Origin of the sequence: Pseudomonas sp. efr-133-TYG-103a, assembly GCF_030209235.1 — a bacterium.
Taxonomy (GTDB): domain Bacteria; phylum Pseudomonadota; class Gammaproteobacteria; order Pseudomonadales; family Pseudomonadaceae; genus Aquipseudomonas.
In genome coordinates, this window is record NZ_JARVSK010000010.1 from 109,485 (window position 1) to 123,523 (window position 14,039).

The following is a 14,039-nucleotide window of genomic DNA, read 5'->3' on the forward strand; positions in this document are numbered from 1 at the left end:
GGTATATTGGCAGCCTTATTCGCCCAGACACTCGCCCCATGAAACTTGACTCAGAAGACCTCGCTCAGATCACGGCCACTACGCTCGGCAACTACAACGATGCCGCCGAAGGTTTTCGCGAAGGCACACGCGATCACGACGTCAGCCAGAACATCGATGCATTACTGCGCAATATTCAGGGTTCGCCGCCGTTCCAGATTCTCGATTTCGGCTGCGGGCCGGGGCGTGATCTGCAGACATTTGCGGCTATGGGGCACATACCCACCGGCCTTGACGGCTCCGACCGCTTCGCTGAGATGGCTCGTGTCGACAGCGGCTGCGAAGTACTGCACCAAAACTTCCTGGAGCTGAACCTCCCCGCCGAACGCTTCGACGGAATCTTCGCCAATGCCTCGCTGTTCCACGTGCCACGTCAGGAATTGCCTCGGGTGCTGCGGGAATTGCGAGCCGCACTCAAGCCCGGGGGCGTGCTGTTCAGCTCTAATCCGCGGGGCAACAATCAAGAAGGCTGGAAGGGCGAAAGATACGGCGCCTTTCATAGCGCTGAAGCCTGGAGCGAACTCATGACCGAGGCGGGATTCGTCGAAGTCGAGCATTACTACCGACCATCCGGATTGCCGAGAGAGCAGCAGCCCTGGCTGGCGAGTGTGTGGCGCAAGGGCTGAGGCCGCGGTCCGGCAAAGAGCCATGCGGTCAGAGGGCTCAACCGTGGCTGCCAGCGTAAACAAACACGTTCACTCATTCGAAAAAAGTCCGTGACTGTCATTTCTGACAGTATCCCGTGCCGTCTACCGCGCGCACACTAAACCCGCGCCGTTGGCGTCAGCCCGGATGCTGGATGAGCAAGGGCTGTCAATAATGATGAGCAAGGGAATGACCATGGACAATATTCTGATAAATGGCGACTTCGGTACCGGCAAACTAACGCCGTGGACAAGTGCTTCCGGCGAGGAAACCTGGGAGATCAAGCCGGAAGGCGCGGGTTACTACATCCAACTGACGAAGGCAGCCAATCTGACTCAGATCACGCCTGAGGGCAGCTACAAACCCACTGTTCTGACATTCGATGTCCGGGCGGGCCAAACCGTGAGACCCGGCGATTACGTGATGTTCAGTTATTCGGCTGTCGTCACCACGGCGGAGGGAGCAGCGGGGCACGGCGACTTGGGCGGAGCAACCGAGAAGTGGCAGACAGTGACGCTCAACATCCCCCACACGCCGTCCCCTGCCACTACAGTGACCGTGCAGGTAAATACCGCTTCCGATCCTGAAAAACTAGGCGGTCAGCCAGGGCAGGTGCATTTCAGGAATTTCCGAGTCGTTTGACCGCACCCCGTTGTCCGAAGTAAGAAGCGAAAGCGGCACGTTATCGCCTTCGCTTCATCTGCCTGTTCAATGCGCGGGTGAAGACGCGCCGTCGTCCGAGTCGCCAGTAAGGTGATTATCTTCCTGTTTGCTTTGCTGATGCTTGCGTCGCTCCTCGTCAGTCGGCTCTTTGATCTTGTACCAGGCCACATAGAGCGCGGGCAGGAACAGCAGCGTCAGAAGCGTGGCAATGATGATGCCACCGATCATCGCGTAGGCCATCGGGCCCCAGAATACTTCGCGGGCGATGGGGATCATGCCCAGGCTTGCCGCCGCAGCGGTCAGCAGGATGGGTCGGCGACGGTGCTCGGTGGCCTCGGCCACCGCATCCCAGGGCAGATACCCCGCAACTTCGTATTCATGAATCTGCGTCACCAGAATCACCGAGTTACGAATGATGATCCCGATCAGCGCCAGCACCCCGAGGATGGCCACAAAACCCAGCGGCGTTCCCGTCGGAACCAGCGCCAGCACAACACCGATCAAGCCCAGCGGCGCGACACTGGCGACGAGAAACATCTTCTGCACGCTGTGCAGTTGAATCATCAAAAAAGTCGCCATGAGGAAGATCATCAGCGGGACGACTTTGGCAATCGGACCCTGAGCCTTGCCGCTCTCTTCCACCGTGCCGCCTGTGGCGATCTTGTAGCCCACCGGCAGACCGGCCGCGAATTTGTCGATCTCAGGTTTGAGCTCTTTGACCAGATCGGTCGGCTGCATCTCATCCCGTACCGCCGCCTTGATCGTGATCGTCGGCTTACGATCGCGACGCCAGACCAGCGGCTGCTCCAGCTCGTATCGAACATTGGCGAAGGCCAGCAGCGGAATCGACGTGCCCTGTGGCGTGACGATCTGCAGGTTTTGCAGGGTTTCCGGCGAGCCGCGCTCCGAGTCGACGGCGCGACCCACCACGTTGATCAGGTAGATATCATCGCGTACCTGAGTCACCGATGAGCCTGTGACGATGCTGTTCATGAGCTGCGCAACGTCTTCGGACGACAGCCCGAGCTGCCGCGCCTTGTCCTGGTTGATATCGATGCGCAGCACCTTGCCCGGCTCGTTCCAGTCGTAAATCATCTCGCCGATGTGCTGGTTCTGGTCCAGCAGCGTGGCGAGCTCGATGGCATGCTGACGCACCTTGTCGATGTTTTCCCCGCTGACCCGATACTGAATCGGACGCCCGACCGGCGGCCCCATTTCCAACGGTTGAACGTAGGTGCCAATGCCGACGAACTCGTCCCTCAGCCGCTTGTTGAGGCGCGCCATCAACGCGCCGCGCGCTTCCAGGTCCTTGCTGACGATCACCAACTGCGCGTAGTACGGGTTTTCCAGTTGTTGATCGAGCGGCAGATAAAACCGCACGGCGCCCTGACCGATGTAGGTGCTCCAGCGCACGATATCCGGATCGTCCTTGAGGGAGGCCTCCAGCTTGTCCACCGCCCTGCGCGTCTCGTTGATCGACGCGTTCTGCGGCAGGTTCAGGTCCACCAGAATCTCGGGACGGTCCGACGACGGGAAGAACTGGTTCTGCACGAACCGCATACAGAACAAGGCCGTCGCAAACAGCGCGATGGTGATGATGATGGTCAGCCAGCGATTGCGCATGGCCCAGAACATCGACCCGTTGAAAGCCCGGGCAATGCGGCCCGGCTTGGCATGCTCGTCTTTTTTCTTCACCTTTTCGCTGAGGATGTGCACCCCGATCACTGGCGCGAACAGCACCGCGACGACCCAGGACACCAGCATGGCAACGGCAATAACGGCGAACAGGGTGAAGGTGTATTCGCCCGCCGAACTTGCGTTGAGGCCGATGGGCACAAAACCTGCGACCGTCACCAGCGTGCCGGTGAGCATTGGGAACGCAGTGGAGGTGTAAGCGAAGGTCGCCGCCTGCTCTTTGCTGTCGCCCAGCTCCAGACGCGAGACCATCATCTCCACGGTGATCATGGCGTCATCCACCAGCAGCCCCAGCGCAATGATCAGCGCGCCCAGCGAGATCCGTTGCATCGTGATGCCGCTGTACTCCATGAACACGAAGACCATCGCCAGCACCAGAGGAATCGAGCAGGCCACCACGAGCCCGGCGCGCATGCCAAGGCTGATGAAGCTCACGATCAGCACGATCACGACCGCTTCAAACAGCGCACTGGTGAAGCCGCCTACCGCTTTCTCGACCACCTGTGCCTGATCCGAGACGTTGTGGACGCCCACGCCAATGGGTAAGTCGGCCGTGGCCGCATCCATGCGCTCGTGCAGCTGTTTGCCGAACTCCTGAACGTTGCCGCCCTTCTTCATGGCGATGGCCAGACCGATCGCCGGTTTGCCATCGAAACGGAACAGTGGCTTGGGCGGGTCAACGTAGCCGCGCGTGATCTCGGCGATATCGCTCAGGCGGTAGAACCGGTCGTTGAGGCGCAGATTGACCGTTTCCAGGTCCTTTTCCGAAGCGAACTGTCCGGAGGTGCGCACCGAAATCCGTTCAGGCCCGGCCTCGATAACGCCTGCTGGCGTGACGGTGTTCTGCGACTGAAGGCTTTGCACGACTTGCCGTTGGTCCAGCCCCAGCGCCGCGAGTTTGCGCGTGGAAAAATTGAGGTACAGCACCTCGTCCTGCTGGCCGATCATCTCGACCTTGCCCAGTCCGGGCACGTCGCGGATCTGCACGCGCACTTCTTCAACGTAATCGCGTAACTGGCGAAGCGTCAGGCCATCGGCCGTGAAGGCGTAGATCGAGCCGTAGACGTCTCCGAACTCGTCGTTGAACGCCGGCCCTTGCAGCCCCTGAGGGAATGTGCCGCGGATGTCGTCGATCTTCTTGCGCACTTGGTACCAGATATCTGGAATCGCGCCCGCGCTGGTGGTGTCGCGCAGGTAGACGAAAACCGTGGACTCGCCGGGGCGGGTATAACTCTTCACGTAATCGAGGGAATCGAGCTCTTCGAGCTTTTTCTCGATGCGGTCAGTGACCTGCTCCAGGGTTTCATCCACCGTAGCGCCCGGCCAGCGGGTCTGGATGACCATGGTTTTGATGGTGAACGAAGGGTCCTCCTCGCGACCGAGGTTCATGTAGGAAAACACGCCCATCAGTAGACCGACGAACATCAGGTACCAGACGAAGGATTGATGCTTGAGCGCCCAATCGGAGAGGTTGAACGTCCCTTTCATCGCGGGCTTTCCTTATCGACTTTGACTTTCTGCCCCGGCTTGAGGCTGTTTACCCCGGCAGTGACGACCAGATCACCGCCCTTCACGCCACCTGCCAGCACCACGCTGCCGCTGGCGCGGCTGACGACATTGGCCGGGCGCGGCGAAACGGTCTGGTTCTGCTGGTCGATGACCCAGATCTGCGTCTTGCCATCGACCTCTTGCAGCGCCGTGTCGGGCAACTGAATGCGAGGCTCAATCGCCGAGCTGAGGGTGACGCTGATCGCCGTGCCCAAGCGAAAGGACGGCGGCGTGTCGGCCAGCGTCAGTCGAGCGCGACGGGTGCGCGTCGTGCTTTCTGCCTGCGGCTCGAGCTCTCGCACGGTGGCGGTGGTGTTGATGTCCGGCTCAAGCTGACTGGCGACCTTGAACACGACGTCCTTGGGCAGTTGATCGGCAAGCTGTGCAGGCAGGTCGATCACGGCCTCCTTGATGTCAGGCCGCGCGAGGGTCACGACCTGCTCGCCGGCGCTGACCACCTGGCCGGCTTCGACCTTCCACTCGGTCACCACCGCATCGTGGTCGGTCCGTAATTCGCTGTAGCTCAACTGGTCCTTGGCCTGTTGCAACGCGGCTTTGGCTTGATCGTAAGAAGACTGAGTGGTCTTCAGATCCGTGACCGCGACATCGAGCGCGGCCTGTGCGCCCACGCCCCGATCAAACAGTTCCTGCTGCCGCCGGGCATTGGCCTGCGAGTTGATCAACTGCGCCTCGACCCGCGCCAGATCGCCCTGCGTGGAGCGCACCTGGTTCTGCTGATCGGTCGGATCGAGCACGGCGAGCATGTCGCCCTTTTTGACCTGTGCGCCGACATCGACGCTGCGCTGAGCAATGCGACCGGAAACCCGGAAACCCAGCGTGCTCTCGTAGCGTGCGGCGATATTGCCAGCGAAGCGTCCGAGGCTTTCTTCGGCTTGGGGTTTGACCTCCACGAACAGCACGGGACGCACAGGCTCGGGCGGCGGCTCTTCCTTGCTGCACGCGCCCAGTAACAAACCACTCAGGAGGATCCCCGAAAATCGCTTCATTGCGGGGCTCCCGTCAGGTCCTTGTAGACATCGGCCAGTTCGACCTGCATGTCCGGGTGCAGCAACTGGTTACCGGCAACGACCACTTTCTCTCCGTTTTTCAGACCGTCCACGATGATCACTTTGCCTGTCAGATAACGCCCGACCGTGACCGTCCGCAGGCTCACCTTGTTCTGCTCATCCACCACCCAGACCGCTGGCTGCCCGAGGTGATCGCCCAGGCCCTTGGTCAACGCTGACCACGGCAGCTCGACACTCGCCTTGGCCGGCACGCTCAACGCAGCACTGACCACCGAACCCAGCTCCATGCCAGGCGGCAGCGACGACAGCGCGATCTTCACCTGCAGCGTGCCGGTCTGTGCCGACACCGCAGGCGTGACTTCGCGCACCTTCCCGGTGGCCTTGATTTTCGGGTTATCCAGCAAGGTGACTTCGACCGGCTGATCGGTTGGCGGGTTGACGAAGAGGGATTCGTACACATTGAACACAGCATCACGCTCGCCGTCGCGGGCCAAACTGAAAATCGGCATGGTCGCCTGAACCACCTGCCCGACCTCGGCCTGCCGCGCCGTGATGATGCCCGGTGCATCGGCGATCAATGCGGTATACCCCAGCTGCTCGCGGGCGTTTGCCAACTGGGCCTGGGCCGCCCGCAACGCGCTCTGGCTGCTGCGCAGGGCAGCCTGGGCCGAATCGTATTCGCTGCGGCTGGTGTAGCCCTTGGGCAGCAGTTTTTCCTGACGCACGAATGCCGCGGCGGTCTGTTTCACGCGGGCCTGCTCTGCGGCTTCGGCGGCAATGGCCGAGTCGACGTTGGTCTGCAGGTCTTTGGGGTCGAGCCTGGCGAGCACCTGTTTGGCCGAGATTCTGTCGCCGACATCGACCGAGCGCTGAATGATCTTGCCGCCGACGCGGAACGAAAGCTGAGTCTGCACGCGCGCCTGAATGTCGCCTGTGAGGGCAACATCGGCAGCGAATTCGGCCGTTTTGACTTCTTGCGCCTGCACGCGCGGGCGAACGGGCTCCTTGGGTTTTTCCTTGCCGCAGCCGGGCAGCACAGCCACGCACAGGCCGAGCGCCAGCGCAGCCAGGCTGGAATGAATTACCGAGGGTTGAGCGGGCATGCAGACTCCTTGTGCCAATGCCGTTGCATACAGTCATCGGCACCCCTTTCATGCTTGGGTCTGCGCCGCGATGATCATGCGACTATGAGCGTAGATCAGGGTTCCTTACGCCGCTAAACTGCGCAGATCCTCCTGCCTGCACACAGCAAGGAATGCTCGATGCTCACCACCCTCGCCGTCGCCAACTACCGATCAATCAACACGCTGGTTGTTCCGTTGCAACGACTGAATCTCATCACGGGGCCCAACGGCAGCGGCAAATCCAACCTGTATCGAGCGTTACGGCTGCTGGCGGAGACCGCACAAGGCGGCGTCATCAATGCGCTGGCCCGGGAAGGCGGCCTGAAGTCGACCTTCTGGGCTGGGCCGGAAAACATCAGCCGGCGCATGCGCAATGGCGAAGTGGATATTCAGGGAGGTCCGCGCAAGGAGGTCGTGCGCTTGCGGCTGGGATTCGCCGCCGAGGACTTCAGTTACGCCATTTCGCTGGGCCTGCCCCCACCGCCAGCGGCACCGACGGCCTTTGCACTGGACCCGGAGATCAAGCGTGAATGCATCTGGGCAGGTCCCGTGTATCGTCCGGCGAGCCTGCTGGTCGACCGGGCCGGCCCCATGATCCGGGCCCGCGAGGGACGCAGTTGGGATGTGCTGGCGCAACACACGCCAACGTTCGACAGCCTGTTCGATCAGGTGGGCAACCTTCGCTCGTCGCCGGAAGTGCTGCAGTTGCGCGAGAACATTCGCGGCTGGCGATTTTATGATCACTTTCGCAGCGACGCCGATGCGCCCGCTCGCAAGGCTCAATTGGGCACGCGGACGCCCGTTCTGCATCACGACGGGCGCGATCTGGCGGCCGCGTTGCAAACCATCCGGGAAATCGGCGAGCCCGAGGCGCTCGACGCCGCCATCAGCGACGCCTTCCCCGGCGCACGCATACACATCAACGCTCAAGGCGGCGGGCTGTTCGCGCTTGAGTTTCATCAACACGGATTGCTGCGCCCGTTGTCAGCGGCAGAATTGTCGGACGGCACGCTGCGCTATCTGTTGCTGATCGCTGCGCTGCTCACGCCCCGACCGCCCACCATGATGGTACTCAACGAACCCGAAACCAGCCTGCACCCGGATCTTCTGCCCGCTTTGGCGAGGCTGATCATGCGCGCATCCCACAGCTGCCAGGTGTGGGTCGTCTCCCACGCGAACCGGCTCATCGCCGCATTGGAACAAGACCCTGAGTGCAACTGCATCGTGCTTGAAAAGGACCTGGGCCAGACCGGCATTGTGGGCCAGGGCAGGCTGGATGAACCGGCGTGGCACTGGCCGGATTGAACATCGCGGGGTCTCCCACGGAGATCGCGGGGGCAGCACCGTTCGGCGATACACCCTAAAACCCGCAGGAGCGAGCTTGCTCGCGAAGGCTGATGCCGGTTCGCTGCGGCTCCCACGGCATGCACCGGCCTCTTCCCGGCTAAAGCCGGTCCTACAAACGCCGCAAGCTTTTCGTTGTACCGGCTTTAACCGGCCCTACAAACGCCGCAAGCTTTTCGTTGCACCGGCTTTAACCGGTCCTACAGACGCTGAGAGTTTTCGTAGGACCGGCTTTAACCGGCCCTACAGACGCCGCAAGTTTTTCGTAGGACCGGCCTTAACCGGCCCTACAGACGCTGCGAGTTTTTCGTAGGACCGGCTTCAGCCGGGAAGGCGTTGGGTCAGGCAATGAATTTATCGCAGCATGACCGGACGTTTCGCGAGCAAGCTCATCCCAAGGTTGATCCCGAGATCGATGGCCTCCATCAGCTACCCGCCCCGCCGTGGGCCTCTTCGAAGAAGAAATCTTTCCAGCTGTCGGCCTTGTTCTTCAGCACGCCGATTTCATGAAGCTTCTCGGCATAGATGAAGGTGCGTTGCGGCACGACGGTGAAGTCGATTTCCGGATCGTTGACGATCTTCTCCACGAGCGGCAATGGCAACTTGGATTTCTCGACCTCGATGTAGGTCTTCGCCGCTGCGTTCTTGTCGGCCTTGATGATCTTTTCGGCCTCGGCCAAAGCGTCATAGAACGCTTTATAGGTTTTCGGGTTCTCGTCGTGGAATTTCTGTGTGGTGTAAAGGACGTTGAACGTCGCTTGGCCGCCCAGCACGTCGTAAGAACTCAGCACTTTATGCACGTTCGGGTTTTCCAGTTCCTGATACTGGAACGGCGGGCTGGAGAAGTGCGCGCTGATCTCGGAACCGCCTGCGATCAACGCCGAGGTGGCGTCAGGGTGCGGCAGGCTCACGGAGATGTTGTCGAATTTCTTGTAGTTGTCGTTACCGAACAGCTTGGCGGTTTCGATCTGCAGGGTACGCGACTGGAAGCCCACGCCCGCGGCCGGCACAGCGATGCGATCCTTGTCGGTGAAGTCCTGGACTGTCTTCACGTTCGGATTGTTGCTCAGCAGATAGTTCGGCATCGAACCCAGCGAAGCGATGGCCTTGACGTTCTGTTTGCCCTTGGTGCGGTCCCAGATGGTCAGCATCGGCGGCACGCCTGCCGATACCACATCCAGCGCGCCAGCCAGCAGCGCTTCGTTCATTGCCGTTGCGCCGGAGATGCTGTTCCAGTCGACCTTGATGTCCAGGCCCTGCTCTTTGCCGTGCTTCTCGATCAGCTTCTGCTGCTGCACGACATCGAGGATCAGGTAGCCGATACCGAATTGCTGGGCGATGCTGATCTTGCCTTCGGCGTGCGCGCCGCTGCTCAACAGTGCGCCGAACAGACCGACCGTGGCTGCCAGTGCGGTGAGCACTGGACGTTTGCTTGAAGTCCCCATGAATTCCTCACAATGAAAGCGAAAGTGTTGGAAAGCTTCATGTCCGGCGATCCGGTCCACTCAGCGAAATGTTCTTCTAATAAGCGATCAGCGCTGCATGCCCCAACGTTTGACGGTCAGGCGCTCGACATTGCTGAACAGCAGGTTTTCCACCAGCAGACCGATGATGATCACAGCCGCGAGGCCCGCGAACACCTTGTCGGTGTACAGCTCGTTGCGGTTCTGGAAGATGTACCAGCCCAGTCCGCCCTTGCCCGACGACGCGCCAAACACCAGCTCGGCAGCGATCAGGGTGCGCCAGGCGAACGCCCAGCCAATTTTCAGGCCCGCCAGAATCGACGGCAGCGCCGCCGGAATCAGGATGTACCAGACAAAACGCAGCCCTTTGAGCCCGTAGTTGCGACCGGCCATGCGCTGGGTTTCCGAAACGCCGAGAAAACCTGCGTAGGTGTTGAGCGCCAGCGCCCACAGGACCGAGTGCACGAGGACGAAAATCAGGCTGTTCTCGCCCAGACCGAACCACAGCAGCGACAGCGGCAGAAGCGCGATAGCCGGCAGCGGGTTGAACATCGCGGTCAGCGTGCCGAGCAAGTCCCGCCCCAACTGGGTAGAAACCGCCAGTGTGGTCAGGCCGAACGCGAGGACGATGCCAATGAGGTAACCCTTGACCAGCACCGTCAGGGAGATCCAGACCTTGCCCAGCAGTTCGCCGGTTACGATGCCGTCAATGAAAGCCTGCGCGGTTTGCAAAAAGCTCGGCAGCAACAGGTCATTGCCCTGGATGCGCGCGGCGATTTCCCAGATCACGGCCAGCAGGACGAGGATCACGGCTTTGCGAACCCAGCTCAATTGCCAGATGCGTTGAACAAGGGGAATGTCGCGGGCCAGGTCTTCCTGAGTGAAAGGCTCCAGCGCGACTTCGTATTCCTCGCGAATCGGAGGTGAAAGGCTCATGGTCTTGTCTCATTTGGGCCAACGTCCTCTGTAGGAGCGCGCTTGCCCACGATAACGGTGTGTCAGGCGATCTAAACGTCACAGGCACATCGCAATCGCGGGCAAGCGCGCTCCTACAAGAGTGAAGTAGGCGCATTAATAGGCGATACGAATATCCTGAAACCGCAGGTCTTGCTCCACTGCGGGCGCTTCGCCTTCATCGAACAGCAGCCGGTGGATGCGCTGCGCTGACGCCTGGAAATCCACGCCACCGAGGCTTTTCAGATCGTACTGATGGCTGTTGATCTCGGCCCGCACGCGTCCCGGATGCGGGGACAGCAACAGAATCCGGTTGCCCACCACCAGCGCTTCTTCGATGGAGTGAGTCACGAACAACAACGTGAAACGCACCTCTTCCCACAGCTCGAGAAGCTCTTCCTGCATCTTGCGACGCGTCAGGGCGTCGAGCGCTGCGAACGGCTCGTCCATCAACAGGATCTTCGGCTGCATCGCCAGTGCACGCGCAATGGCCACGCGCGCTTTCATGCCGCCCGACAGGGTGTGCGGGTACGCATCGGCAAACGCGCTCAAGCCTACTTTTTCCAGGTAATGCCGCGCGCGCTCTTCTGCGTCCCGGCGCTTGAGCGTGCGCGAAGCCAGCAACGGGAACATCACGTTCTCGATCACCGTTTTCCACGGTGGCAGCTGGTCAAATTCCTGGAAGACCACGATGCGGTCCGGCCCAGGTTCTTTGACAGGCTGGCCGGCCAGACGAATCTGCCCTTCGCTGGGCTGAATGAAGCCGGCGACCGCTTTGAGCAACGTTGACTTGCCGCAGCCCGATGGGCCGAGCAGGACAAAACGGTCTGCAGGATCGATTTCGAAACTGACTTGATGAGTGGCCCGCACCACGCGTTCCGGGGTGCGGTATTCAAGGCTTACGCCCTGGACTTGCAACAGCGCTTCAGCGGTAGGCTGATTGGCCTGTTGCGCATTCAAGCGATCGCTAGCCGTGTGGCTTTGCAGAACAGCGTTCATGGAACGGTCTCCGGATCAGGACGGCGTAAATCAGAACGGCGCATCGCCCTGAATGGTGGTGCGATGCAGACGACGGCGAAGATGGTCCGGGGTCCCACCGGCCAAGTGAATCAGGGAGCGGTTGTCCCAGAACACCATGTCGTTTTCCTGCCATTTATGCCGGTAGACACCTTCGGGGCGCACGCTGTGTGCGTACAGCTCGGTGAGAATCTGCTGACTTTCGTCTTCTGGAATACCCACGATATGCGTGGTGAAGCCTTCGCTGACGAACAGTGCCTTGCGTCCGTTTTCCGGGTGCGTGCGCACGATCGGATGGCTGACCACCGCCACTTGAGCCAACTGCTCGGCGCTGAGGGTCGGACGCCAGTTTTCGGCGTTATGGCCATCGCGATAACGCGAGGTGTAGCTGTGGACGGCCTTGCGGCCTTCGACCGCTTTACGCAGATGCTCAGGCAGCGTGTCCCAAGCCAGGTGCATGTCGGCGAACAGCGTGTCGCCGCCTTCGCTCGGCAGCTCCTGGGCGTAGAGCATCGAGCCCAGGCTTGGAAGCTCTTTGTAAGACAAATCCGAGTGCCAGTACTTACCGGCGTCACCCAGACCGACCGGCTGGCCGTTCTCGACGATGTTGGAAACGATCAGAATTTCCGGATGGTTGGCGAGCAGAAACTGCTTGAGGACGTGAATCTGCAGCACGCCGAAACGACGGCTGAAATCGATCTGTTGTTGCGGGGTGATCTGCTGATCGCGAAAAACCACCACGTGGTAATCCAGATGAGCACGATGCACGCGCGCGAAGTCAGCGTCATTGAGCGGACGGGACAAATCCAGCCCGACGATTTCCGCGCCCACCTTTTCGGCGAATGGACGCACATCGAACTGCTGATCCGGCGCTTGCGCGGACGTGGAAGCTTGGGAGGCTGCTGGCATGAGAACTCCGACTCCAAAAAGGCGTGTGACTGAAGAGTCGGAACTTTAAAGCTATAAGAAGATAAATTTAAATATCGTTAGAGCATATGCATAGCGCTGAACGAACTAGCAGCGGCTTAGTGCCATTATCGGTAACCGCATCGATACCAAATTCTTATCTTTGGATGCGAACCTGACGCGCATGATTGCGGTCTATTCCGCATCTCGCAGCGGGCATTGCCTGCGCTGGAGCAGATGTCAGGGATAACAAAAAGAGGACCAATCATGCCGGAACGCGCCAGCTTCAATGACCACTCGCAGGACAAACTTCTCGAAGACAACATGAAATTGCTGATCGCGCTGCGTCGCGCGCTGGGCACACATGCAAAAACGCCGACGCAGGTACAGGCCGTCGGCGTGAAAAACGTGGGTCAGTAATCCGACTCTTTTCCGGCTTGCGCCAGACATGCATGAGCGAGCTTGCTCGCGAAGACTGACTTCCAGCCGCCAGATCTTCACCAGACACGCCAGCCTCTTCCCGGCTGAAGCCGACCCTACAGACGCTGCAAACTTTTCGTAGGACCGGCTTTAGCCGGGAAGGCGTCGGGTATTACACCGTCGATCGAAGGGGCGTGGAAGACCGTTGGCTCACGCCCCCAGTGGTCACTGCGCCCCTGCCCCATCAGAACGCTGGCAATACCGCGCCGTCGTACTTCTTGTTGATGAAGTCTTTGACCTGCTGGCTGGTCAGCGCCTTCGACAGCTTCTCGATCGCGTCGGTGTGGGCGTTTTCTTTACGGGTCACCAGATAGTTCACGTACGGCGAATCAGAACCTTCCAGAATCAGCGCGTCTTTCTTCGGATTCAGCTTGGCTTCCAGCGCGTAGTTGGTGTTGATCAGGTCCAGGTCGACTTGATCCAGAGCGCGTGGCAGCAGCGCGGACTCCAGCTCGCGGAACTTCAGTTTTTTCGGGTTGGTGGCGATGTCTTTCGGGGTCGCCAGCGCATTGGTCGGGTCTTTCAGGGTGATCAGACCGTTCTTCTGCAGCAGCAACAGAGCACGACCGGCGTTGCTGCCTTCGTTAGGGATGGCAACGGTTGCGCCTTCAGGCAGTTGGTCGATGGACTTCCACTTTTTCGAGTAGCCGCCGAACGGTTCGACGTGTACGCCAACGCCGAGAACCAGCTCCGCGCCCTTACCTTTGTTGAAGCCCTCCAGGTATGGCTTGGTCTGGAAGTAGTTGGCGTCCAGACGCTTCTCGTTCAGCTGCACGTTTGGCTGCACGTAGTCAGTGAAGACTTTGATCTGAAGGTCCACGCCTTCTTTGGCCAGCTCAGGCTTGATCAGCTCCAGGATTTCGGCGTGCGGAACGGCAGTTGCGCCGACAACCAGTTTCTCGGCCGCTTGCGCAGCACTGATGCCGAGAGAAAGAGCAGCCGCCAATGCGGTGAACAAAAACGTCTTTTTCATGCAATGTCCTTGGGTAATCCGATCGCTCTGATGGCGATGAAGGGAAAGTGGTCGCCGCCGAACTGTCGCAATCGTGCAGCACGGCGGCGTGGGGCGAACATTACCCGGATTTTTTATTCCATTAAAAGACTTTTTAATCGAATGCTTATACCAATTTGGA

General features: G+C 60.1%; 12 protein-coding genes. 4 read left to right on the forward strand and 8 right to left on the reverse strand.

Translation table 11 applies throughout. The annotated features are described in order from the left end of the window. Positions 1-38: 38 nt before the first annotated feature. Together QRN36_RS08285 and QRN36_RS08290 are read left to right on the forward strand one after the other, a co-directional pair. Complete coding sequence (locus tag QRN36_RS08285; RefSeq protein WP_285423600.1) at positions 39-665, forward strand: bifunctional 2-polyprenyl-6-hydroxyphenol methylase/3-demethylubiquinol 3-O-methyltransferase UbiG; 627 nt, start codon at positions 39-41, stop codon at positions 663-665. 214 nt (positions 666-879) lie between these two features. Then, a complete protein-coding gene (locus QRN36_RS08290; protein ID WP_285423601.1) occupies positions 880-1,326 on the forward strand; it encodes a hypothetical protein in 447 nt (148 codons plus the stop codon). A 66-nt stretch (positions 1,327-1,392) separates the two neighbouring features. Here QRN36_RS08290 and QRN36_RS08295 read toward each other — a convergent pair whose 3' ends face one another. From QRN36_RS08295 to QRN36_RS08305, 3 genes are read right to left on the reverse strand one after another with little or no spacing between them, the layout of a single operon-like run. Further along, on the reverse strand, positions 1,393-4,530 hold the full coding sequence (locus QRN36_RS08295; RefSeq protein ID WP_285423602.1) for an efflux RND transporter permease subunit: 3,138 nt from the start codon (positions 4,528-4,530) through the stop codon (positions 1,393-1,395). Continuing rightward, positions 4,527-5,597: an efflux RND transporter periplasmic adaptor subunit gene (locus tag QRN36_RS08300; protein WP_285423603.1), complete on the reverse strand. Its 1,071-nt coding sequence runs from the start codon at positions 5,595-5,597 to the stop codon at positions 4,527-4,529. Before QRN36_RS08300 ends, QRN36_RS08295 begins: the two co-directional genes overlap by 4 nt. Continuing rightward, entirely contained in the window at positions 5,594-6,721 is a 1,128-nt protein-coding gene (locus QRN36_RS08305) for an efflux RND transporter periplasmic adaptor subunit (protein ID WP_285423604.1), read from the reverse strand. The genes QRN36_RS08300 and QRN36_RS08305 overlap by 4 nt, the downstream gene beginning before the upstream one ends. Before the next feature lie 159 nt (positions 6,722-6,880). Here QRN36_RS08305 and QRN36_RS08310 point away from each other — a divergent pair, with 159 nt between their 5' ends. Then, positions 6,881-8,047, forward strand: a complete 1,167-nt coding sequence (locus tag QRN36_RS08310) for an AAA family ATPase (RefSeq protein WP_285423605.1) — start codon at positions 6,881-6,883, stop codon at positions 8,045-8,047. Between the two features lie 464 nt (positions 8,048-8,511). Here QRN36_RS08310 and QRN36_RS08315 read toward each other — a convergent pair whose 3' ends face one another. The 4 genes from QRN36_RS08315 to QRN36_RS08330 form a co-directional block, all read right to left on the reverse strand. Further along, positions 8,512-9,531 carry an ABC transporter substrate-binding protein gene (locus QRN36_RS08315; protein WP_285423606.1) on the reverse strand — a complete coding sequence of 340 codons (1,020 nt, stop codon included), beginning with the start codon at positions 9,529-9,531 and terminating at the stop codon, positions 8,512-8,514. 87 nt (positions 9,532-9,618) lie between these two features. After that, positions 9,619-10,485, reverse strand: a complete 867-nt coding sequence (locus tag QRN36_RS08320) for an ABC transporter permease (RefSeq protein ID WP_285423607.1) — start codon at positions 10,483-10,485, stop codon at positions 9,619-9,621. A 135-nt stretch (positions 10,486-10,620) separates the two neighbouring features. After that, positions 10,621-11,502, reverse strand: a complete 882-nt coding sequence (locus tag QRN36_RS08325; RefSeq protein WP_373568719.1) for an ABC transporter ATP-binding protein — start codon at positions 11,500-11,502, stop codon at positions 10,621-10,623. Between the two features lie 30 nt (positions 11,503-11,532). Next, the gene (locus QRN36_RS08330) at positions 11,533-12,429 is read right to left on the reverse strand and encodes a TauD/TfdA family dioxygenase (protein ID WP_285423608.1); all 897 of its coding nucleotides are present in this window, start codon (positions 12,427-12,429) and stop codon (positions 11,533-11,535) included. Between the two features lie 264 nt (positions 12,430-12,693). On the opposite strand from QRN36_RS08330, the gene QRN36_RS08335 reads away from it, so the two are divergent. Beyond that, complete coding sequence (locus tag QRN36_RS08335; RefSeq protein WP_285423609.1) at positions 12,694-12,846, forward strand: hypothetical protein; 153 nt, start codon at positions 12,694-12,696, stop codon at positions 12,844-12,846. A gap of 244 nt (positions 12,847-13,090) precedes the next feature. Here QRN36_RS08335 and QRN36_RS08340 read toward each other — a convergent pair whose 3' ends face one another. Next, positions 13,091-13,879 carry a MetQ/NlpA family ABC transporter substrate-binding protein gene (locus QRN36_RS08340; protein WP_285423610.1) on the reverse strand — a complete coding sequence of 263 codons (789 nt, stop codon included), beginning with the start codon at positions 13,877-13,879 and terminating at the stop codon, positions 13,091-13,093. Between the last annotated feature and the right edge of the window lie 160 nt (positions 13,880-14,039).